The following is a 20,932-nucleotide window of genomic DNA, read 5'->3' on the forward strand; positions in this document are numbered from 1 at the left end:
GTGCTGGTCAACCGAGGGTGTGGATGGGGCCTGTTGCTCCCGGGGAGCCGAGCACGGCCTGCGCGCTGGTATGACCTCCGCGGCAGGAGGCGGCCAGGTCCCCGGTGGTGAGATAGGTGCTCAAGAAGCCCGCAGCGAACGCGTCGCCCGCACCGGTCGAATCCCGGATCTCCGCGACCGGCGGGACGTCGATCGAGAGGGGCTGGGTGCCGTGGCGAAGTACGCGCGTGGGCTGCGCACCAGCCTTGAGGACGAAGGTCGTCGACGGGCTGTCGAGCAGGATCCGCTGCGTCGTGATGTCGTTGCCGAAGCCGAGAAGCTCCGCCTCGTCGGCGTTCGCGATGAGGAAGTCGGGCGCGAGTTGCTCGATGTACGCCCGGAATCGGTCGACCCCGAAGTTCTCGATGACGTGCGTGGAGGATGCGTCGACCGAGATGATGCCTCCGCGAGCGCGCACGACCCCGATCATCTCCTCGACGCTCTCGCGCACCGGGGAGCCGTCGAAAGAGTACGCAGGGACATGGAGCAGTTCGACACCGTCCAGCCACTCCGTCACCACACGTTCGAGCCGCGTCGCTGCGCCCCTGCTGGGAAGCATCGTGCGCTCGCCGTCCGGTTCGATGAGGATGACGATGGTACCGGTGACCCCGCGGCGCTGTACGCGCACGTCCACGCCGGCTCGGGAAAGAAGCCGGCTGACATGCTCACCGATTGCGTCGTCGCCGATGCAGCCGATGAATCGCGTCGGATACAGGTCCGCGGCGAACGCGGCGACGTTCGCCGCGGATCCACCGCGCGTGCGATAGATCTCCGCCTGGTTATCCGTCCCGCGCCGGAGCGCGCCAGCGGGCCACACGATGACGTCTTCAACCAGGTCGCCCACCACAGCCAGCATCTTTGCTCCTGCTCTCTCTTGCTTCAATACGGTCAACGCTAGCCAGGGTCAGCGATTGAAACAATGTGGAAAAGTTCGGTAATTGATAGGCTTAGACTATGGCTATCACTTTGCGTCAGGTGGAGATCTTCTTGGCGCTGGCGAGCGAGCTGCATTTCGGCCGGGCGGCCGAGACCCTGCACATCGCTCAAGCGACGGCAAGTCAGGAGTTGAAGCGCTTGGAGGTGGCGCTCGGCTTGCGCCTCTTCACACGCTCGACCCGCACGGCGAGCCTGACGCCGGCGGGCGAGGCCCTCATCGAGGTCGCCCGCACTTTGGTGGAATCCGCGGAGCACTTCACGGACACGGCGCGCCTGTTCCACACGGAGCGCCTGCAGCGGGTTCGGGTGGTCGCATCGCCGAGCGTGATGAACGCACTGCTTCCCGCGGTCATCCGCCGTGCGGAGCACGAATCCGTCGACACGAGTATCGAGGAGATCGCATCAGACAGTGGCGCCGTGGTCGCGGAGGTCGCGCGCCGCGGTGCCGACATCGGCATCGGCCGATTTCTGACGCCACCGCCGCGGTTCACCAAGGAGGTGCTGGCCGAGGAGGAGTTCCTGACGGTGCTGTCGGCGGCGCATCCGCTCGCCGGTTCAGAATCGATCGACCTCGCAGATCTCGGCGATCTGCCGCTGCTGCTCTGGTCGCGGGAGCAGGCTCCGGGGTATTACGACGCACTGCTCGCGCTGTGCAACGACCGTGGGCTCAGCCCGATGGTCCTGGTGTCGCCACCTCGGATCGTGGGATCCAGGAGTTACCTGCTCGGTGAGGGGCGGGCGTTCTCGCTGGTTCCGCGGTCCGCGATTTCGTCGTTGCCGGTCGAAGTGGTGGCCATCCCCTTGGACCCGCCTGGAAAGCTCCCGCTGGAAATGATCTACCGGGCGTCCGACCCGCGCGAGAGCCTGCACGACACGATCCGACTCATCCGCGCGACGGCGTCACAACTCCTCCAGTGACGCGATCTGACGCCAGCAGGCGGTGCGCGACGGCGGATCCGACCAGGAGCACCCCACCTCCCACGGCCGCGAGATAGCCGGACTCGGCGCCTTCTGCAGTGACGAGCAATCCGACGGCGGCCATGACGACCGCTTGGGTCAGGATCAGAGCGCCGCTGAGCATGGCGAACGCGGTCGTGCGGCGACTGACGGGGACCTCCTCGGCTGTCGAGGCGAAGATGCTCACGAGGGTCGCGCCCAGGCCGCAGCCGAGGACGAAGAGGCCGACGCAGGTCCAGACCAGCACGGGACTGATGGCGAGGACGGCCAGTCCGGCAGTCGCGACAGCGCCTGCAACGATCCACCTCGCACGGCGCGGCAGGATCCCCCGCGGTATGTGCGCCAGTGAGGCCGCGGACAGGATCGACCCGATGCTCATCAGCCCGTAGACAAGACCGGTCCAGCCGGGAATACCGGCGACGTCCATCGCGCGTGTCAGGGCTGTGATCGTGGAGCCGAAGATCGCACCCACGCAAGACATCCCGGCGAGCAGGAGGATGAACCGGAAGGACCAGAGGGGGCGACGTACTCCAGGAGACGCGACGGCGCTCATCGCCTGTCCGCTCGCGGTCGGATGGAGGGCGAACGCGATGACTGTCGTGAGGGTGAGGCCGGCTGCGACAAGGAGTGGCGCACACGGGCCCCACAGAACGGAGAGCGCTCCGACCAGTACCGGCCCGATCACGAAGGCGGACTCGTCGGCCATCGACTCATAACCCATCGCAGCATCCATGAGCGGGCCCGATTCCGAATCCTGCTGCGTGGCAGCGCTCGCGACCCGGGAACGCGACAGGGGGGCGACCTGCGGGCTGACGACGCCCGCGAGCGCTGCGACGAGGACAAGCACACCAGTGCTCGCGCCGAGCCACGCGAGCGTCGCCAGTCCGGCCAGCAGCATCCCGAACACGGGGCCGATCGCCAGGAGGACTGGACGCTGCCCGAAACGCTCGATTGCACGCCCGAGCAGCGGTGCGCCGACGGCAGTGCCGACACCCGCGACGGCCGACACCGCGCCGCCCTCGGCAACCGATCTCCCCAGCTCCACCGTCATGGTGAGCGTGCCCACGACCATCATCGCGAAGGGGAGCCGGGCGATCAGCGCGAGCGCGAGGTAGCGCGTACCCATCAGTGCCACAACGCCTGGCCGAGTGCGGCTTCTCTGGGAAAGGACGGTGTCGGCCACGTCCACCACGCTACGTGTCGGTTTACTACGGCTCAATACAGAATTGGACCGTATTGATTGTCTGAGTCTATTTGTCTCAGGCGACGAGATCGGCTGTGTCGCTGGCATCCCATCCCGTCGGCCGACTCCTGGGGAGCCGGCATCAGCTGTACAGATCTACTTCCGCAACATCCGGTATTGGCCAGATGCAGGTGTTATCGGCTTTCCTCGTCGTAGGTCGTTTCCTCCACGTGAGAGAGCGAGAGAACTTCACGGCCTGGGACCGCGGCAACGAAACAACGTGTTCCCTGGGCGGAGAAGCACCGAACAACGGAGATCAGGATGTCAACAGAGCACACGGAAGTACTCGTTGTCGGTGGCGGCCAGGCCGGCATCGCGGTGAGCGAGCATCTGACGCGTGGGGGCGTGCCCCACATCGTCGTGGAGCGCGGTCGCGTCGCCGAGCGGTGGCGCCCGTGGCGCTGGGACTCGCTGGTCGCCAACGGCCCGGCGTGGCACGATCGCTTTCCCGGGATGGAGTTCGACCTCGATGCCGACGCGTTCGCCGGCAAAGAGCAGGTCGCCGAATACCTGACGGCCTACGCAGAAAAGTACGGGGCAGCGATCCGCACCGGCGTTGAGGTCACCTCGGTGCGCAAGAACGACGGCGCTCCTGGATTCCGCGCCGAGACGAGCGCGGGCACGATCGATGCACGCTACGTCGTCGCGGCGACCGGTCCCTTCCAGATCCCGATCATCCCGGATGTCGTGCCCGAGGCCGCCGGCCTCCACCAGCTGCACTCGAGCGCGTACCACCGTCCGGCGCAGCTGCTCGAAGGCGGCGTGCTCGTGGTCGGTGGCGGGTCGTCCGGCGTGCAGATCGCCGACGAGCTGCGCGCCTCCGGTCGTGAGGTGTTCCTCGCCGTCGGCCCGCATGCCCGGCCCCCGCGGAGCTACCGCGGCCGGGACTTCTGCTACTGGCTGGGTGTGCTCGGCAAGTGGGATGCCGCCACCCCCGCCGCCGGTGCCGAGCACGTGACCATCGCGGTCTCCGGCGCGAACGGGGGCCGCACGGTCGATTTCCGCCGGCTGGCGGCATCCGGCATCACCCTGCTCGGTCGCGCGGGCGCCTACGCCGACGGGGTCATGGCGTTCGCCCCCGACCTGGCTGCGAACATCGCCGCCGGGGACGCCGATTACCTGGGCCTGCTGCAGGATGCCGACGCCTTCGTTGCGCGCAACGGTCTGGACCTCCCCGAAGAACCTGAGGCCCACCTGCTCGGCCCGGATCCCGCCAGCGTCATGCATCCGATCCTGCAGCTCGACCTCGCAGCTGCGGGTGTTGCGAGCATCATCTGGGCCGTCGGGTTCGGCGCCGATTACAGCTGGCTCGAGGTGGACACGTTCGACCAGCGTGGCCGCCCCCTCCACCAGCGTGGAGTGTCCCGAGAGCCCGGCGTCTATTTCCTCGGCCTGCCGTGGCAATCCCGTCGCGGGTCGAGCTTCATCTGGGGCGTGTGGCACGACGCCAAGTACATCGCCGACCAGATTGACACCCAGCTCGGCTACCTCGCATACGACGCCCAGCACCCCACGTCTCGCGGCGCCGCCGCGGACGACCGGCCCACCTCCCCCTTCGCCGCCACCGGAGCATCCCGATGACCAACCACACCCGCATCCGCCCGTTCAACACGAAGGACACCTACCCCGAGCAGAGCCTCGACAACGACCTGTGCCAAGCGGTCGTCGCGAACGGCGTCGTGTATCTGCGCGGCCAGATCGGGCAGGACCTCGAGACCCGCGAGTCGGTCGGCATCGGCGACGTCGAGGCGCAGGCCGAGAAGGCGATGGCGAACATCGCCATGCTGCTCGAAGAGGCCGGGTCGTCGCTCGAGGACATCGTGAAGGTCGTCGTGTACATCATCGACCCGCGCTACCGCGAGACCGTCTACCGGGTCATGGGCCGGTGGTTGAAGGGCGTCTTCCCGGTGTCGACCGGGATCGTGGTGAGCGCGCTGGCCCGCCCTGAATGGCTTGTCGAGATCGACGCGACCGCCGTCATCTCGGCAGCGGCGGATGCCGGGGTGGGGCAGTGACGTTCTCGATCGTCGCGCGGGAAGCGTCCGGCGCGGTCGGATCGGCGATCTGCTCGTCGTCGCCCGCTGTCGCGGCTCGCTGCGTGCATCTGGCCGAGGGCGTCGGGGGAGTGAACTCGCAGAACGTCACCGACCCCCGGCTCGGCCCGGCCGTGCTTGCGCGGCTGCACGCCGGTCTGCCCGCCGCAGAGGCGCTCGATGCGATCGTGAGTGCGGCCGAGCACATCGAGTTCCGGCAGATCCTGGTCGTGGACGCGGCGGGCCGTACCGGAGCGTACTCGGGCCCCCGCGCGCTCGGCATCTTCGGTGACGCGTCCGGCGCCGGGGTGGTGGCGGCTGGAAACATGCTGGCCGCATCGGAGATCCCGCGGCTGATGGTGGATGCGTTCGCCGCGGCATCCGGCGAACTCGAGGTGCGGCTGCTCGCCGCGATGAACGCCGCGGTCGCGGCTGGCGGGGAGGCCGGCCCGGTGCACTCGGCGGGACTGTCGGTGGTGCGGGATGCCGGCTGGCGCGTCACCGACCTGCGGGTCGACTGGACCGAGGGCGACCCGATCGCGGAGCTTGGTCACCTGCTCGCGGTGTGGATGCCGCAGCGGGACGACTACGTGACCCGAGCCCTTGACCCGTCCGTCGCACCCTTCTACGGAGTACCGGGCGATGAGTGAGCGACTCAAGCAAGCCGTGGATGCCTCGGTCGCCGAGGCATCCGCCTCATTGATCGCGCTGTCCGAGACCCTGCACACCCACCCCGAGGTCGCGTGGCAGGAGCACCGCGCCGCGGGCTGGGTGGGCGAAGCGCTGGATGCAGCAGGCTTCCGCGTCACCCCGGCCTACCTCGGCCACGAGACCGCACTGCTGGCCGAAGCCGGAAGTGGACCGATGATCATCGGCATCATGGCCGAGTACGACGCACTCCCCGGGCTCGGGCACGCGTGCGGACACAACCTCATCGCGGCCTCCGCGGTCGGGGCGGGGGCGGCCCTCGCCTCCGTCGCGGACGATCTTGGGATCACCGTGCGGGTGTACGGCACGCCAGCCGAAGAGGGCGGCGGCGGCAAGATCGAACTCATCGACGCCGGCGCATTCCGCGACCTCGACCTGGCGATGCTGGTGCATCCCGCCGCCGTCGACGTCGCCGAGGCGCGACCGTTCGCCGTGGCGCACAGCCACGTGGAATACGACGGCGTCTCCGCACACGCCGCCGCGTACCCCGACGAGGGCGTCAACGCGAATGACGCCTTCGTGGTGGCGCAGGTCGCGATCGGGATGCTGCGTCAGCAGCTGCCGCCCGACACCCGGGTGCACGGCATCCAGACCGTCGGCGGCTTCGCACCCAACGCGATCCCGGAGCACACCGAGGGCCGCTGGTACGTGCGCGCGAACACGCTCGAGGAACTCGCCCGCCTCGAGAAGCGCGTCGAAGCGTGCTTCGAAGCGGGGGCGATCGCCTCCGGGGCGACGCTCACCATCACCCCCGAGAGCAAGCCGTACGCGGAGTTCCGCACCGACGAGCGGGCGCTCGCCGCCTACCGGTCCAATGCGGTCTTGCGCGGTCGGGTGTTCGCCGACCCCGCGGTCGCGGGGCGCATGAACCGGGCCTCCACCGACATGGGCAACGTGTCGCAGCTGGTGCCCGCGATCCATCCCTACATCGGCGTCGACTCGCTGCCCTACACGAACCATCAGAAGGAGTTCGCCGCCGCATGCGTCGGACCCGCCGCCGATCGAGCCCTCCTGGACGCAGCTGTCCTCATGGCGTGGACCGCCATCGACGTCACCACCAGAACGCAGGAATCATGACCACCATCGACTGGACCCACTTCAGCGGACCGAGCGGGCCTGCGCGCACGCCATCGACGGGCGGCGGGCGGATGCCGCGGACGGCCGCACCATCGCAGTTACAAGCCTCGGTTGTCTTCCCCGCCGGGCAGATCTCGCCGCTGGCTCCGAGCAGGGCGTCGTCGCTGCAGTCGCCCGCGCCCGGCGCGTGTTCGAGGCCAGCGCGTGGAGCCACATGGGCGGGCCAAGCGAGGTAAGGCGCTGCTCCGGCTGGCCGACCTCGTGATGGCGCATCACGACGACCCCCCGCTCGAGCCCTCGACTCATGCGACCGACCGCGCAGACCCTCACAGTGGACGTGTCCGGTGTCTGCCGAGACGTTGCGCTTGTCGGTGAAATCACCGTGTCGAAGCTCGCGCCGGCGCCGGCATCCGGCAACAGCGCGGTGCACAAGCCGGCGACCTGGATTCAACAGGTCTGATCCTCGAACAGTCAAGTGCGAGGTCGCGACGCCGTACTACCGGGATTCCTGGACGGTTGAAGAGTGTCGGTGACGACCTGCGCGGCGATGTCCCCGACGGCCCGCGCACGGGCGGTGGTCCGAACGGAGCGTAGCGCGGCGAGTACCACGGGGAGCGCAGGGACTTCGTCAGCGATGGGACGGGTCACCAACGGTTCGCCGTCATAGCTGACATCGTGCACGGGATGCTGGTTCAGGATCGAGTACCCGTGGCCATGAGCGACGAACGTGCGGACGGTCTCGTAGTTCATCGAGCGGTGCGCGATATCGGGTTGAACCCCCGCGGCAGCGAGGATACCGAGGAAATACTCCTTGTTGTAAGGGAGGTCGAGGAGGATGAGCCGCTCGTGCACCAGGTCACGTAGAAGCACCTGCCGCGACGCTGCGAGCGGGTGGTTCGCCGGCAGAACAACGTGCGGTGGCGCGTTCGACAGGATCGTCTTTCGAATGTCGTGGCCGAAGCCGAAGTCATAGCCGACGACCAGTTCGACCCGTCCGCTCCTGAGCGCTGTCCGAGCTTGATCGGCGTCGAGCTCATCGACCTCGATGTTGACGTGCGGGTGGGTCGAATGCACCCGGCTAACGATCGCCGGGAGAATGAACGGGGCGAGGGTGACGAAGCAGCCGATCCGGATGGTGCCTCGGATTTGATTGTCGATGCCACGTGCTGTGTCGAGGGCTTCATCCAGGTTCAACAGCAGTGCGCGCGCGTCTCCCAGAAACTGTTGTCCGGCTGGCGTGAGGACGAGTCCGCGGGACCGTTGTCGGATGAAGAGCTGTGCTCCGACCTGCTGCTCGAGCGCTGCGATCGCCGACGAGACGGCCGACTGTGCGACGAACATCTCTTCCGCGGCGCGCGTCATCGATAGGTGCGTGGCGGCTTCGATGAAGTAGCGCAGCTGGGCGAGGGTGACGTCGGCTTTGACGCTCATCGTTGCCTCCGTGCGTTGAGACTGCATCGGCTCAGCAGATGCAGTTCTGTGACGATTGTCATTTTACAGATCTTCGACGTTCCCGGAGACTGAGCCCTTCGAAGACGATTCGCTCGGGGCGTCGAAGTTCCTGCGGGTGTCCGCTGGGGAACCTCCAATGCCGCGTTCGTGAGGTCGACCCCCCGATTCCCGGACACTGAGGTTGACCCCGGATCCCGGACACTGACCAGGCGAGACCGCATTTCGCGGGCTTGTCGGGGAGGTTGTCTGTGATGGGCGCGAGCAAGCAGAAGAGGGCGACGCATACGCCTGAGTATCGGCGTGAGGCCGCGCCGTATGGTGATCGATACGGGGCGGATGAGTTCCTGGGAAATGTGGCGGCCTTCTTCGCGTCGAAGCAGAACCCGAGGAACGGTTCGCGGTGATCGAGGCGGAGAAGACCAGTAACACGACGTCGACGTCTCGCGGATGTGCTGGCTGCCGGATGTGGACCGTCGGCGGTTCTACGAATGGCGTGCCCGGGTCGCGGCGGGCCCGCCCCCCCCGGCAGCAGCGGACGGTCGCGCTGACCGCGCAGCTCGTCGGCTTCCATACCGCGTCGGACGGCACGTACGGGGCGCCGCGGACCCCTGCGGACCTGCAGGACGCGGGGGTGAGAAGTGGGTGTACATGTGCGTGGTCCGTGACGGGCACACCAGCCGGCCCTCGGCCTCCGTCACGTCGCCGACACCATGCATACTGACCTCGTCGAGCACGTGTTGCGGCAGGCCGTCGCCCTCCGCGGCGGGCTGCCCCGGAACGTGATCTTCCACGCGGACTTTTGAGCTGCCTCCGACTCGCTCCCGCGCGCCTCGGCTGAGCGGCACCGCGGGGATCCGCCGACTGATCACCGGCCGCGGTGATCGCGAATGAGCAGCGAATCCGCGGCATGGAACTGGGTGGATGCAATCGAAGCGCGGTGTGCAGCTCGAACTGGTGCGCCTTCAGTCGTTCGCGATAGGGTTGAACCAATCGATCCCCTCCCAAGCCTCTCCCTGAAGCTCAAATGGGAGGGGCCTCTTTTTTCTCGGGGTGCAGCGTGAAGCAGAGCCTGTCTGTGGACGATGAGGTCGCGCTCCTGGCTGGCCGCGACCTCATCGTCGACGACGAACAGGCATGCGCTGAGTTCTCGGCATCGACGAACTACTACCGGTTCTGTGGCCGCCATGCGCGGTACTTTCAGCGCGCCCCGCACGTCGGTGACGACCGGTTCGGGGAAGGCACGACCATCGACAAGTGTGCGGCATCTACGATGCCGCACTGCGTCTTGCTCTCAGCGTCCCTCTCGCCCGAGTCGAGCTGCTCCCGCGCACGATCCGGTCAGATTGCCAGTGTGGACGGCGGGTCGGCGCAGCTGCTGAACGCCGATCCGATCGCCGGCGGCACCGACATGGTGGCGGTGTCCAACACGGCTCGGGATGACGACTATAAGGAGATCGACGACCGCTGCCAGGGGTTCCTCCGAGAGATAGAAGAAGAGACCGCGAAGCAGCACTTCACCTATGGGGAACTCGAGGAAGATGACGAGGATCTCACCAAGCTCCGTGGCTGGTACGACAAGGTCCGCGCCCGCGCCCGCGCCCGCGCCCGTGACCGCCCGGACGCGGCAGGTCATGCGGCGGCCGAGGAAGCGCTGGAGCAGTGCGCGAACGTGCTCGCGGTGTTCGCCGCAGCCGTCCACGCCGCGGACGTCCCCAATGGGTGAGCCGCGCGGCCTGCCAGTCGAGAACGCGCGTACGGGGTCGTGCTTCCCAGCCTGGCGTCACCGACTGCCACGGTGGCGGGAGCGTTCCGGTCGTTCCGGGCGCATCCGCGTCATAACCCGGCAGGAGCGTCAGACGCGGTGTTGACCACTATCCTCGCCGCGACCGGCGCGTTCGCCGGGACGAACGTTGACGACATCATCGTCGTCACACTGTTCTTCCTGGCGGCACGACGCGGTGCGCTGAACACGTGGAAGATCGTCGCCGGGCAGTACCTCGGCGTCGGAACGTTGATCGCGGCCAGCCTGCTCGCTACGCTCGGTCTGGCGGTCGTCCCGGATCGGTGGACGGGCTTGCTCGGCCTGATCCCGTTCGGACTCGGGGTCTGGGGTTTCGTGAAGTACTTCCGCCACCGCACCCGCACCGAGCAGGAGAGAGCGACGGTGCTCAACCCAGGTGGGCTGCTCGGCGTGATCGGCGTCACTGTCGCTAACGGTGCGGACAACATCGCCGTCTACACGCCTCTGTTCCGCGCACTGCCGACCGCCGACACGATCCTCACGCTCGTCGTGTTCGTGGTCCTGATCGGCGTCTGGCTCCTCGCTGGCCGACTCATCGTCTCGCATCCGCGGGTCGTGCTCAAAATCGCGAACATCGAGGGATGGCTCGTCCCCACCGTGTTCTGCATCCTCGGGCTTGTCATCCTCGCCAAGTCAGGCGTCCTCCCATGGTGAATCGGCCGGGTCTGGATGTCAGATGAACGGTGTATCTGGTTCTAGCCTGATCGGGAGGAAAGGCGATGACCGATGTCATCGAGATGATTGATCCTGTGACGGGAGAGACCATCGATCAGCAACAGAGCGCTGAGTAGTTGCTCGATGTCACCGACGCCCTTCCTGCCGACGCTCATGTCGAGTAGGGCCGCGATCCGATCGGACGTCAGGACTGTGGAGCGTCCGCCGACACAACCCTGCGGGAGGGGGTACTCCAGACCGCAGGGTCGTGTTCTCGCGGATGGTGTCAAACGCAGTTGGGTTAGGACCGCCCTGATGCCGATGACAGACTGTCCCATCGGCGTCGACGTATCGATGTCGAGGAACGGCTCGGTGAGGCTTTTTCGCCGAACAGCGCGCATGCCGAGATCGCTGATCAGCATGATCGCCATCATCTCGAATCTGGCGATACGGTCGGGCTCCACTCCGCAGAAGAGATGCGAGACGGATCTGATCGGAGCAGGGCGTGAGGAAGGGACTGCTGCACGAGTAGGTGACATCTGATCTGACTTGCCCTGGGAGGGCGGCCTGGAAGGATGTTGCTGTGCCGAAGCCCTACCCCACTGAGTTCCGTGACGATGTCGTGCGCGTCGCGCGAAATCGTGAGCCCGGTGTGACGATCGAGCAGATCGCGAAAGACTTCGGTGTTCACCCCATGACGTTGCAGAAGTGGATGCGTCGCGCCGACATCGACGAGGGAGCCAAGCCCGGCCAGTCCCGAACCGAGGCGGCCGAGATCCGCGAATTGCGGAAGCGAAACCGGCTCCTCGAACAGGAGAACGAGGTCCTGCGGCGTGCGGCGGCGTATCTGTCGCAGGCGAACCTGCCGGGAAAAGGTTCTACCCGCTCGTGACGGAGCTCGCCGCCGCAGGGATTCCTGTGACGGTGACGTGCCGGGTATTGAAGCTCTCCCGCCAGCCCTACTACCGCTGGCTGGCGAACCCCATCACCGATAGTGAGGTGGTGGAGGCGTATCGCGCGAACGCGCTATTCGACGCGCACCAGGACGACCCCGAGTTCGGGCACCGGCTCCTCGCCGACGAGGCCCGCGACAACGGAGAGGCGATGTCGGATCGGACGGCGTGGCGGATCGCGTCGAGTAACGGCTGGTTCAGCGCGTTCGGCAAGCCCAAGCGCGGCAAGGGCCGCCGACCCGGCCCTCCCGTCCACGACGACCTGTGCGCGGTCGTCGACGAGGACGGGCGTGTGCGGCACGTGTTCACAGCGGAGGCGCCGAACGAACTGTGGCTGACCGACATCACGGAACACCGGACCGCGGAGGGCAAGCTCTACCTCTGCGCCATCAAGGACGTCTACTCGGGACGGATCGTCGGGTACTCGATCGACTCCCGGATGAAGTCCCGTCTGGCCGTCCAAGCCCTCGAGAACGCTGTTGCGATGCGCGGCGACGTCGCCGGATGCATCGTGCATTCCGACAGGGGATCTCAGTTCCGAAGCCGGAAGATGCTCCGCGCCCTCAGCCGGCATCGCATGGTCGGGAGCATGGGCAGAGTAGGGTCCAGCGGAGACAACGCAGCTATGGAATCGTTCTTCGCGCTGCTGCAGAAGAACGTCCTCGACCGCCGAACCTGGACCACCCGCGAGCAACTCCGCATCGCGATGGTGACCTGGATCGAACGGACCTACCACCGTCGCCGACGCCAGGCCCGCCTGGGCCGTTTGACGCCCATCGAGTTCGAGACCATCATGAACACGACCGTCGCACTGGCGGCGTGACTACAACCTGTCACCTATCCGTGCAGCAGTCCCTTCGGCAGGCTCGAAAGACCGCGGGATGTCGCGAAGGCCGTGGCGTTCCTGCTGTCTGACGATGCGAACTTCATCACGGGCGAAGCCCTCGCTGTGAACGGCGGCGCGTTTATGGACTAGTATCGCGTTTCTGAAGTTGGTTGACGGTTCGCTTTTGCGAGGATCTGTTCGGGGGCCTTGGTCCACACGAGGCTCCCGTATGTGTTCGCTGCCGGCGACGGTGTCATCGCCCGCCACCGCTATCCTGACAGTCCCCTTGCGTGTCAGCGTGAGAGGTGGGGCCGGAGTCGTTCGGCGAATCGGGGTGCGCCTGCGGCGGCGATCCTGTCGGCAAGCTGGACGGGTGTGACGGGCGGGTTGTTCTTGGCTTCCGCTGCACGGTTGAAGGACTCGATCACCGCGGCGCGTCGGCGGGTGAGCAGGGTGCTCAGGAAAGTGTCTGAGGTCATCACCTGCACCCCGGCCTGAGCGATGGCCGGAGACTGGAAGTGTTTAAGGTTCCGGGTGAGCAGCACGTCGACGCCGCCGTACACGCACGCCGCGGCGTGGAGGCGATTGCCAGGGTCGGGGGAGAGGTCATCGGTGACCTTGTCGCGATACAGACCCGGGTCGATCCGGTAGCGACCGAAATGCGCACGCACCGCATCCGTGACCGAGTGCGCGGACTCAGGTGTCCGCATGCCTTCGCGAACGATGACGTCTTCCCACTCGTCCAGGAGCTCGTCGGTCCAGACCCAGGTGAAGAGGAAGTCCTCGGACAGGGTGAGCAGCACGTCCATGATCGTGAACGGGAACAGCTCGCTGGTGTCGATGAAGACCCGTTGCTGACGCGCCATCCTTTATGCGCCGAGTGCGGCGCGCAGCGCGTCGCCGCCGGCGCGTCGTTGTTCGCGTTCGGTAGCGACATCCAGGACGTCCTGCACGCGTATGCGGCGGTGCCGGCTGCCGGGCAGACGGCGGAAAGGGAGCACGCCATCCTCGCAGAGGCGGTCGACGAACTGGCGGGTCACGCCGAGGAGCTCGGCGGCCTCAGCGGGTGTGACTTCGTCCTCGGCCCGCAGCACCACGATCCGCGCCCCGTGGGCGACATCGTCGAGCATGGAACGCACCGCAGCTTCGACCGGGGTGTCACCGACGAGCCGAGCCGCGAGGCTCTTCGCGTCGGCGCGCACGGTGGGGTCGACCGGGTCGAGCGCGGTCGCGAGAGCATGTGCTGCCATGTCCACCACGATACTCCCATCTGCAATAACGGCAACCGGTTCCGATTCGCGCCAGGTGTCCCCCAGGTGTCCCCGAGCATCCTGAGGACCCCGAATCTCGGTGAGTCCTGCGTGTGTAGAGTGCGTCACGAGTGGCCGTCGGTCGGGGTGAAATTACCTGATCTTGTAGGTAATCCCGCATGATTCCCCGGATGAATTCGCTTCAGGGCGCAGATCGCCTGTATGGCCGATTTCACCCTGCTAAGGTGGAGTCCCCGCAAGGGGACCGAGGGTTCAAATCCCTCCGTCTCCGCCACTCTTCCCAGATGAGCCGCTATTCTTCGGCTACCGGATATCGCAGCGAAACTCGGGAGCTCATTCGAGGTGACTGTGCCCGCTCTGCCGAACTCCACCCCTGCGCCACGGCCCGGCGTCGTCTACTTCGTCGGGCGGGCGATCCTGCGGCCGTTGTTCTGGCTGCTGTACCGCCCGCGCATCATCGGTCGTGCGAACGTCCCGGAGAGCGGGCCTGTGCTCCTGGCGAGCAACCATCTCGCATCGCTCGATACCGTCATCATCCCGACCTCCACCGCCCGTCCGGTGCAGTTCCTCATCAAGGCGTCGTACTTCACGGGTACCGGGACGCTCGGCAGGTTCAGGCGCTGGTTCTTCCGCTCGATCGGCGGGGTCCCGGTGCATCGTGCGACCGGCCGCGACGCGCGCGCCGCGCTCGACGCAGGCGCCGGCATCCTGCGCGCCGGGAGCGTCTTCGCGGTGTTCCCGGAGGGAACCCGTTCGCGTGACGGGAGGCTTCACGACGGTCACGGCGGCGCGGCGTGGATGGCGCGCGACACCGGCGCCGCCGTCGTGCCCGTCGGCCTGATCGGCACCGGCACGGCCAAGCCGCTGAGCCATCTGCTCCCGGGGCGAGCGCGTCTCGAGGTGCGCTTCGGCGAGCCGCTCGACCTCGCCGATCTCGACGGCGTCGCAGACGGCAAAGCCCGGCGCGAGATCACCGAGCGGCTCATGGCCGCGATCGCCCGCCTCAGCGGCCAGGAACGATCGGGAAGCGTCAACGCCACCTCCCGGGACTGAGGCGACGCCGCCCAGTTTGGTCCGAGGCGGGCGCAGGATTCATGGAAGCGTTTGCAATCCCGAACCCAGTGAATTCCGCATTGTGTCCGCGAGTGCGGTCGCGCGCCGCAGAATTGCGCTGTTACAGCGTGTTTCACTCCGGCCGAGAAATGCAAGCGCTTCCAAGTTTCTCTTGACGCCGTACCTCTCGTGCCTCATTGTGGTGTCCGCGCCCGCGATCCCGTGGGCGAGATCACCTGCCAGGCATCGTCGCCCCGCCTCCGCCGTGCGACGACACCTCGGCCCGCACTGGATGGAGCAACGATGCCCCTCGACCGCAGAGCTGTCGCGCACGCGCCCTCGAGACGAACCACGGCCACCCGTGCCGCCTGGATCCTGACCGGCGCGCTGACCGTCGGCGCCCTGGTCCCTCTCGCCATGTCCGGAGCAGCGCAGGCGAGCACGCCGAACAGCGGCGACGTCGTCGCCAACCTGTTCGAGTGGAACTGGCACTCGGTCGCCGCCGAGTGCACGAACGTCCTCGGCCCCAAGGGCTACGGCGCCGTGCAGGTGGCTCCGCCGCAGGACTCCGTGCGGCTGAACCAGTCGACGCACCCGTGGTGGGAGGTCTATCAGCCGGTCGGCTACGACCTGAACAGCCGGATGGGCACGGCGGCGCAGTTCGCCGACATGGTCACCACCTGCCACAACGCCGGGGTCAAGGTCTACGTCGACTCGGTGCTCAACCACATGGCGGGCGACAACCAGACCACGACCGACTCCTACGGCGGGGTGAGCTTCAGCGCATCCTCGCACTCCTACGCGCAGCCCGGTTACACGGCGAGCGACTTCCACGCCTATCCGAACGACTGCCCCAACAGCAACCTCGCGATCAACGACTGGAACAACCAGACCCAGGTCCAGGAGTGCGAGCTCGTGTCGCTCGAGGACCTGAAGACCGAGAGCAGCCACGTCCGCTCCACCGAGACCGCCTATCTGAACCAGCTCGTCGACCTCGGCGTCGACGGCTTCCGTCTCGACGCTGCCAAGCACATCAACGCCAACGACCTGTCCGCGATCCTCAGCGGCGTGCACAACACGACGTGGACCGGATCCCGTCCGTACGTGCTGCAGGAGGTCATGCCGGGCGGATCCGGAGGCCTCGCGCCGAGCGCCTACGAGGGCATGGGTCAGGTGATCGAGTTCACCTACGCCACCGCACTGAAGAACCAGTTCACCGGCAACATCGCGAACCTCGCCACGCTGGGGCAGAGCTGGGGCATCGAGCCCTCCGCCTCCTCGGGCACGATGGTGACCAACCACGACACCGAGCGGAACGGGTCGAGCCTCAACTACAAGGCCGGATCGACGTACGTGCTCGCGAACGTCTTCCATCTCGCATGGGGGTACGGAACGCCGCAGGTGTACGCCAGCTTCACCTGGAACTCGTCCGACGACTCCCCGCCGGCCGACGCCAACGGGTTCGTCACCGACACCGACTGCGCGAACGGCTGGTACTGCACCGACCGGAACCAGGGCATCGCGAACATGGTCGGCTGGCACAACGCGGCCACCGGGCAGGCCGTCGCGAACTGGTACAGCGACGGTGCGAACCTCATCTCGTTCAGCCGCGGCAGCAAGGCCTGGGTGGCCATCAACAACGGCACCTCCGCGCAGACCCGCACGTTCACGACCGGTCTTCCGGCCGGCAGCTACTGCGACGTGATCCACGGCGACTACACCGCCTCCACCGGCGCCTGCACCGGCGCGTCGATCACGGTCGACGGCAGCGGCAACGCCTCGGTGACGGTGCCCGCGAAGGACGCGGTCGCCCTGTACGGCCTGACCGGAACCGCGACGCCCACCCCCACTCCGACGGGCAGCAGCACGCCGACGCCCACGCCCACCCCGACGGCCGGCCAGGTCGCGGAGACGTTCACCGTGAACGGCGAGACGGGTTCGACGCCGGTGTACCTGGTCGGATCCATCGCCGAGCTGGGCAGCTGGGCGCCCGCGTCGGCGATCCCGATGACGCAGTCCGGGTCCTCCTGGACCGCCACGGTGAACCTGCCGCAGAGCACCGCCATCCAGTACAAGTACATCCAGAAGGACGCATCGGGCACCGTCACGTGGGAGTCCGGCAGCAACCACACGGCGACCACGGGCAGCGGGGCGACCGCCTCCCTCACGGATCAGCTGAACGGCACCACGGCGACGCCGCCGCCCGCGCCCACCGTCGCCGTCACGTTCAATGAGAACGAGACGACGACCTGGGGCAGCAATGTGTACGTGGTCGGATCGATTCCGGCGCTCGGCAGCTGGAACACCGGCGCCGCCATCAAGATGGACCCGGCGTCGTACCCCGTGTGGTCCACCACCGTGGCGATTCCGGCGTCCACCGCCTTCCAGTACAAGTACATCGTGAAGGACGCGAACGGCGCCGTCACCTGGGAGAGCGGATCGAACCGCAGCTACACCACCGGATCGTCCGGCTCGGTGACGCTCAACGACACCTGGAAGTAGTCCGGGCTGAACCCACCGGCTGCACGGCGCCCGACCCCGCGCCGTGCAGCCGGTGCTTTGCGCTCTGACGGCGTGACCGGGAGTTCCCGAGCGTCAGCGGGTGCGTCCCATCCGCCCGTCGCGGAGTTCCTGCGACACCAGACCGATGCAGGGCCCGCTCGAGCCGCGGAATTCTCATTACCTCCACATGGAGGTTTCTGCTATCCTGGCCGCACGGGCCGGGAGCGCCCGTCCTCTCACAGACAAGGAAGGTCACCGTGGCCCTGCCAGAAACCTCGGTACAGCTCTATACCCTCGCGGCGGAGTTCTCCGCCGACATGCAGGGCTCGCTCGACAAGCTCGCGGCCATCGGCCTGCGCAACGTGGAGGCGTTCGACTTCGTGCGCCGGCCCGACGAGATCCGCGCCGCCCTCGACGCCGCGGGCCTCGCCGCCCCCACCGGGCACGCGCCGCTGCTGTCGGATGAGCTGTGGACGCCGGACGGATCCATCCCGACGCCCGCGCCAGAGGTCGTCTTCGAGGTCGCCGCGAAGATCGGCATCAAGACCGTCATCGACCCGTTCGTGGATCCGGCCCGCTGGCTCACGCTCGACGGCGTCACCGACATCGCCGACCGCCTCAACGCCCTCGTCGACACCGCGGCGGGCTTCGGCATCGAGGTCGGCTACCACAACCACGCCCAGGAGTTCATCGCCGACTTCGACGGGCAGACCGCCTACGAGCGCTTCGTCGCGCTGACCGACGAGCGCGTCAAGATCGAGCTCGACCTGTTCTGGGCGCTCACCGGCGGGCAGGACGTGCCCGCTCTCGTCGCGCGCCTCGGGGACCGCCTCGTCGCCGCGCACGTCAAGGACGGCATCGTCCCGGCGAGCAACCCGTTCGCGCCCGACGCCCCGGCGTTCGGCGCAGACAGCCTCGACCAGCGCCACGCCGGCACCGGCGACGTGCCCCTCGCCGAGGCGCTGCGCGCCGCCACCGCGCTCGAGTACGCGGTGATCGAGTACGACCACGCGCCGGGCGACGTGTTCGCCGACATCGCCGCGAGCTATGCGTTCCTCGTCGAGGGCGGGTTCGCCCGATGAGCGCGGTCGGGATCGGCGTCATCGGCGTCGGCGTCATCAGCGACACGTACCTCGAGAACCTCTCGAAGTTCCCCGACACCGAGGTGCTCATCGTCGGCGACCTGCTGCTCGACCGCGCGCAGGCGCAGGCCGAGAAGTACGGTGTTCCGGCCTTCGGATCCGCGGACGACGTCCTCGCGCATCCCGGGGTGGACCTGGTGATCAACCTCACCATCCCCGCCGTGCACATCGAGGTGTCCCGCGCCGCGATCGCCGCCGGCAAGCACGTCTGGACCGAGAAGCCGCTCGGCCTCGACCGCGAGGGCGCCGCCGAGCTGCTGCGGGAGGCCGCCGCGGCCGGCCTGCGCGTCGGATCCGCCCCGGACACGCTGCTCGGCCCGGGCTTCCAGGCCGCGCGCCGGGCGATCTCCAGCGGCGTGATCGGACGCCCGCTGTTCGCGCAGACGGTGTTCCAGACGCAGGGACCGGACATGTGGCACCCGAACCCCGGGTTCCTCTTCGCCGAGGGCGCAGGCCCCCTGCTCGACATGGGGCCGTACTACTTCTCCGCACTGGTGAGCCTGCTCGGCCCGGTGTCGAGCGTGACCGCGGTCGGCACCAAGGCGCGGGAGGAGCGCGAGATCCGCACGGGCCCGAACGCCGGCACCCTGTTCCCGGTGCAGGTGCCGTCGACGATCCAGATCGTCACGGCGTTCGAGCAGGGCGCGCAGGCGCAGAGCCTGCTGAGCTTCGACTCCGCGCTGGAGCGCCACGGGATCGTGGAGATCCACGGCACCGAGGGGACCATCGTCATCCCGGATCCGAATCAGTTCGCGGGTCGGATCGCGTACGTGAAACCGCTCGGTGTCCTGCGCGACGGCATGTCGTTCGAGCAGGAGTGGGTGGAGATCCCCCACGACGACATCCAGGTCGGCCGCGGCCTCGGCGCGCTCGACATGGTGCGGGCGATCGCGGCGGACCGGCCGCACGTGGCCTCCGCGAGCTCGGATTCCACGTGCTCGACGTGCTGCTGTCCGCGCAGGAGTCCGCGCGCACGGGCCGGTCGCTCGAGGTGGAGAGCACGGTCGGCCCTGTTCCGCTGCTGCCGGAGGGCTTCGACCCCTTCGCCGCCACGCTCTGACCGATTACACAGACCGCGGGTCGTCCGGCGCCATGCCGGCGGCCCGCGGTCTGCGTGATGTCGGGAACGCGGGGATGCAGGATGTCGCGGGGATGCGGGATGTCGCGGCAAGACCTGCGCCGCGTCCAGGCGGTGCGCGTGTCGCGCGATCAGGCGGGAGGGGTGCCGCGGAGCAGGCGGTCGAGCATCTCCAGCGCCGCTTCGTGGTTGACGCCCTCGTCGAGCAGCCACTGGATCTGCAGGCCATCCGAGGCCGCGATGACGAGCGCGGCCACCAGCACCGGGTCGAGGTCCGTGCGGATGTGCCGGGACTGCTGCAGCCGGACGACCTGCTCGGCGATGCCTTCGCGAAGCCGGGCGAACCGGTCCGTCGCGAACTCCTGGGCGACCGGATGGTCGTCCTCGATCGCCATCGCCACGAGTGTGGAGTACAGCTGCACGAGTCCGGGGATCTGCCGGTTCGCCTCGGCGGAGGCGCTCATCGCCATCGCGGGTGTGGCGTCCGGCGGAAGCGGACGCTCGGCGCTCGGCCGTCGCTGGGACTCCCGGTAGACCTCCACGAGGAGCTCTTCCAGGGATCCGAAGTAGTGCGTCAGGGCCGCGTGCGTGACGCCGACCTCCTGGGCGATCGCGCGAAGGCTGGTCTTCTGCGAGCCGCGGCGGGCGAACACCTCGATCGCCTTGTCGAGGATCTCCTGGCGCCGGGCGATGCCCTTGCGGTAGCGGCCGGTGCTGCGGGGCGCTGCGGAGGAATCGGCCATCACCCGATGATACCGAGGCCCGCCTTCCGCGCCCTGGGCTGTCCGAGGAGGGGCGCTGGCGGCGGCAGGCCGGGCATGCCAGGCTCGGTGATCGGAGTCGCAGCCGCCGACGCCCGGGCCGACCGCCGGCACGGGGTGCGGGCGGACGGGAGGATGAACGAGGCATGGCCGTCGAACCCGGCATCTATCAGCATTTCAAGGGCGCCCGATACGAGGTGATCGCCGTCGGCCGGCACAGCGAGACCGAGGAGCAGCTGGTCTTCTACCGGAAGCTCTACGACGACTACAGCTTCTGGGCGCGGCCGCTCGCGATGTTCGAGGAGCAGGTCGATCGCGACGGCTACCGCGGCCCGAGGTTCGTCCGCGTCGCCTGAGCTCCCCGATCGGGGCCGGGCGCCCTCCCGCATCGGGGTCGGCGTCCTTCCGCGCGTAGGCTGGAGGAGGTCCGGATCCGGGCCGGAACG

General features: G+C 67.8%; 19 protein-coding genes and 2 pseudogenes. 14 read left to right on the plus strand and 7 right to left on the minus strand.

Translation table 11 applies throughout. The annotated features are described in order from the left end of the window. Window positions 1-7: 7 nt before the first annotated feature. The gene (locus tag ACYQ1L_RS02645; protein ID WP_460002717.1) at window positions 8-895 is read right to left on the minus strand and encodes a PfkB family carbohydrate kinase; all 888 of its coding nucleotides are present in this window, start codon (window positions 893-895) and stop codon (window positions 8-10) included. Window positions 896-1,014: 119 nt separating this feature from the next. On the opposite strand from ACYQ1L_RS02645, the gene ACYQ1L_RS02650 reads away from it, so the two are divergent. Next, window positions 1,015-1,893 (plus strand): LysR family transcriptional regulator, encoded by an 879-nt coding sequence (locus tag ACYQ1L_RS02650; protein ID WP_460005747.1) that lies wholly within the window; start codon window positions 1,015-1,017, stop codon window positions 1,891-1,893. On the opposite strand, the gene ACYQ1L_RS02655 is transcribed toward ACYQ1L_RS02650, so the two are convergent. Continuing rightward, window positions 1,859-3,223, minus strand: coding sequence for an MFS transporter (locus ACYQ1L_RS02655; RefSeq protein WP_460002718.1), 1,365 nt, complete (start codon window positions 3,221-3,223; stop codon window positions 1,859-1,861). The two genes, ACYQ1L_RS02650 and ACYQ1L_RS02655, sit on opposite strands and share 35 nt — an antisense overlap. Before the next feature lie 213 nt (window positions 3,224-3,436). Here ACYQ1L_RS02655 and ACYQ1L_RS02660 point away from each other — a divergent pair, with 213 nt between their 5' ends. From ACYQ1L_RS02660 to ACYQ1L_RS02675, 4 genes are read left to right on the plus strand one after another with little or no spacing between them, the layout of a single operon-like run. Continuing rightward, entirely contained in the window at window positions 3,437-4,756 is a 1,320-nt protein-coding gene (locus tag ACYQ1L_RS02660) for a flavin-containing monooxygenase (protein WP_460002719.1), read from the plus strand. Beyond that, window positions 4,753-5,190, plus strand: a complete 438-nt coding sequence (locus ACYQ1L_RS02665) for a RidA family protein (RefSeq protein WP_460002720.1) — start codon at window positions 4,753-4,755, stop codon at window positions 5,188-5,190. Before ACYQ1L_RS02660 ends, ACYQ1L_RS02665 begins: the two co-directional genes overlap by 4 nt. Then, window positions 5,187-5,858 (plus strand): DUF1028 domain-containing protein, encoded by a 672-nt coding sequence (locus tag ACYQ1L_RS02670; protein ID WP_460002721.1) that lies wholly within the window; start codon window positions 5,187-5,189, stop codon window positions 5,856-5,858. The genes ACYQ1L_RS02665 and ACYQ1L_RS02670 overlap by 4 nt, the downstream gene beginning before the upstream one ends. Then, complete coding sequence (locus ACYQ1L_RS02675; protein ID WP_460002722.1) at window positions 5,851-6,993, plus strand: amidohydrolase; 1,143 nt, start codon at window positions 5,851-5,853, stop codon at window positions 6,991-6,993. Before ACYQ1L_RS02670 ends, ACYQ1L_RS02675 begins: the two co-directional genes overlap by 8 nt. A gap of 471 nt (window positions 6,994-7,464) precedes the next feature. Here the strand turns inward: ACYQ1L_RS02675 and ACYQ1L_RS02680 are convergent, their stop codons facing one another. Continuing rightward, window positions 7,465-8,424 (minus strand): LysR substrate-binding domain-containing protein, encoded by a 960-nt coding sequence (locus tag ACYQ1L_RS02680; RefSeq protein ID WP_460002723.1) that lies wholly within the window; start codon window positions 8,422-8,424, stop codon window positions 7,465-7,467. 1,078 nt (window positions 8,425-9,502) lie between these two features. Between ACYQ1L_RS02680 and ACYQ1L_RS02685 the strand changes: the two genes are divergently transcribed. Together ACYQ1L_RS02685 and ACYQ1L_RS02690 are read left to right on the plus strand one after the other, a co-directional pair. Then, window positions 9,503-10,168 carry a Chromate resistance protein ChrB gene (locus tag ACYQ1L_RS02685; RefSeq protein WP_460002724.1) on the plus strand — a complete coding sequence of 222 codons (666 nt, stop codon included), beginning with the start codon at window positions 9,503-9,505 and terminating at the stop codon, window positions 10,166-10,168. 138 nt (window positions 10,169-10,306) lie between these two features. Further along, the gene (locus ACYQ1L_RS02690; RefSeq protein ID WP_460002725.1) at window positions 10,307-10,900 is read left to right on the plus strand and encodes a cadmium resistance transporter; all 594 of its coding nucleotides are present in this window, start codon (window positions 10,307-10,309) and stop codon (window positions 10,898-10,900) included. Window positions 10,901-10,941: 41 nt separating this feature from the next. Here the strand turns inward: ACYQ1L_RS02690 and ACYQ1L_RS02695 are convergent, their stop codons facing one another. Next, window positions 10,942-11,331, minus strand: coding sequence for a hypothetical protein (locus ACYQ1L_RS02695; protein ID WP_460002726.1), 390 nt, complete (start codon window positions 11,329-11,331; stop codon window positions 10,942-10,944). 152 nt (window positions 11,332-11,483) lie between these two features. Here ACYQ1L_RS02695 and ACYQ1L_RS02700 point away from each other — a divergent pair. Together ACYQ1L_RS02700 and ACYQ1L_RS02705 are read left to right on the plus strand one after the other, a co-directional pair. Beyond that, window positions 11,484-12,676 (plus strand): IS3 family transposase gene (locus ACYQ1L_RS02700; RefSeq protein WP_460002727.1). Its coding sequence is split into 2 segments (ribosomal slippage): window positions 11,484-11,768 and window positions 11,771-12,676, totalling 1,191 coding nucleotides; the frame shifts between segments, so codons are not numbered across the junction. Between the two features lie 39 nt (window positions 12,677-12,715). Then, a pseudogene (locus tag ACYQ1L_RS02705) lies at window positions 12,716-12,829 on the plus strand (SDR family oxidoreductase); the annotation flags it as partial. 143 nt (window positions 12,830-12,972) lie between these two features. Here ACYQ1L_RS02705 and ACYQ1L_RS02710 read toward each other — a convergent pair. After that, the gene (locus tag ACYQ1L_RS02710) at window positions 12,973-13,488 is read right to left on the minus strand and encodes a PIN domain-containing protein (RefSeq protein ID WP_460002728.1); all 516 of its coding nucleotides are present in this window, start codon (window positions 13,486-13,488) and stop codon (window positions 12,973-12,975) included. 60 nt (window positions 13,489-13,548) lie between these two features. Beyond that, window positions 13,549-13,929 carry a helix-turn-helix domain-containing protein gene (locus ACYQ1L_RS02715; protein WP_460002729.1) on the minus strand — a complete coding sequence of 127 codons (381 nt, stop codon included), beginning with the start codon at window positions 13,927-13,929 and terminating at the stop codon, window positions 13,549-13,551. Window positions 13,930-14,292: 363 nt separating this feature from the next. Between ACYQ1L_RS02715 and ACYQ1L_RS02720 the strand changes: the two genes are divergently transcribed. The 4 genes and pseudogenes from ACYQ1L_RS02720 to ACYQ1L_RS02735 all read left to right on the plus strand — a co-directional run bounded on the left by ACYQ1L_RS02720 (window position 14,293) and on the right by ACYQ1L_RS02735 (window position 19,707). Beyond that, the gene (locus ACYQ1L_RS02720; RefSeq protein WP_460002730.1) at window positions 14,293-15,003 is read left to right on the plus strand and encodes a lysophospholipid acyltransferase family protein; all 711 of its coding nucleotides are present in this window, start codon (window positions 14,293-14,295) and stop codon (window positions 15,001-15,003) included. A gap of 303 nt (window positions 15,004-15,306) precedes the next feature. Further along, entirely contained in the window at window positions 15,307-17,505 is a 2,199-nt protein-coding gene (locus ACYQ1L_RS02725; protein WP_460002731.1) for a carbohydrate-binding module family 20 domain-containing protein, read from the plus strand. Between the two features lie 257 nt (window positions 17,506-17,762). Beyond that, a complete protein-coding gene (locus tag ACYQ1L_RS02730; RefSeq protein ID WP_460002732.1) occupies window positions 17,763-18,587 on the plus strand; it encodes a sugar phosphate isomerase/epimerase family protein in 825 nt (274 codons plus the stop codon). Further along, window positions 18,584-19,707, plus strand: a pseudogene (locus ACYQ1L_RS02735) (Gfo/Idh/MocA family protein). Before ACYQ1L_RS02730 ends, ACYQ1L_RS02735 begins: the two are co-directional and overlap by 4 nt. A gap of 149 nt (window positions 19,708-19,856) precedes the next feature. Here the strand turns inward: ACYQ1L_RS02735 and ACYQ1L_RS02740 are convergent. Continuing rightward, window positions 19,857-20,468, minus strand: coding sequence for a TetR/AcrR family transcriptional regulator (locus ACYQ1L_RS02740; RefSeq protein ID WP_460002733.1), 612 nt, complete (start codon window positions 20,466-20,468; stop codon window positions 19,857-19,859). A gap of 164 nt (window positions 20,469-20,632) precedes the next feature. Here ACYQ1L_RS02740 and ACYQ1L_RS02745 point away from each other — a divergent pair, with 164 nt between their 5' ends. Further along, a complete protein-coding gene (locus ACYQ1L_RS02745; protein ID WP_159577006.1) occupies window positions 20,633-20,842 on the plus strand; it encodes a DUF1653 domain-containing protein in 210 nt (69 codons plus the stop codon). The last annotated feature ends 90 nt before the right edge of the window (window positions 20,843-20,932 follow it).

The sequence above is a fragment of the Microbacterium xylanilyticum genome, from assembly GCF_054654695.1.

Excerpts from the sequence above, each read along its gene's own strand:
- ACYQ1L_RS02645 (WP_460002717.1), bottom strand. The coding sequence starts at position 895 with ATGCTGGCTGTGGTGGGCGACCTGGTTGAAGACGTCATCGTGTGGCCC.
- ACYQ1L_RS02655 (WP_460002718.1), bottom strand. The coding sequence starts at position 3,223 with ATGCCAGCGACACAGCCGATCTCGTCGCCTGAGACAAATAGACTCAGA.
- ACYQ1L_RS02660 (WP_460002719.1), top strand. The coding sequence starts at position 3,437 with ATGTCAACAGAGCACACGGAAGTACTCGTTGTCGGTGGCGGCCAGGCC.
- ACYQ1L_RS02665 (WP_460002720.1), top strand. The coding sequence starts at position 4,753 with ATGACCAACCACACCCGCATCCGCCCGTTCAACACGAAGGACACCTAC.
- ACYQ1L_RS02675 (WP_460002722.1), top strand. The coding sequence starts at position 5,851 with ATGAGTGAGCGACTCAAGCAAGCCGTGGATGCCTCGGTCGCCGAGGCA.
- ACYQ1L_RS02680 (WP_460002723.1), bottom strand. The coding sequence starts at position 8,424 with ATGAGCGTCAAAGCCGACGTCACCCTCGCCCAGCTGCGCTACTTCATC.
- ACYQ1L_RS02695 (WP_460002726.1), bottom strand. The coding sequence starts at position 11,331 with ATGGCGATCATGCTGATCAGCGATCTCGGCATGCGCGCTGTTCGGCGA.
- ACYQ1L_RS02710 (WP_460002728.1), bottom strand. The coding sequence starts at position 13,488 with ATGGACGTGCTGCTCACCCTGTCCGAGGACTTCCTCTTCACCTGGGTC.
- ACYQ1L_RS02715 (WP_460002729.1), bottom strand. The coding sequence starts at position 13,929 with ATGGCAGCACATGCTCTCGCGACCGCGCTCGACCCGGTCGACCCCACC.
- ACYQ1L_RS02725 (WP_460002731.1), top strand. The coding sequence starts at position 15,307 with ATGCCCCTCGACCGCAGAGCTGTCGCGCACGCGCCCTCGAGACGAACC.
- ACYQ1L_RS02740 (WP_460002733.1), bottom strand. The coding sequence starts at position 20,468 with ATGGCCGATTCCTCCGCAGCGCCCCGCAGCACCGGCCGCTACCGCAAG.
- ACYQ1L_RS02745 (WP_159577006.1), top strand. The coding sequence starts at position 20,633 with ATGGCCGTCGAACCCGGCATCTATCAGCATTTCAAGGGCGCCCGATAC.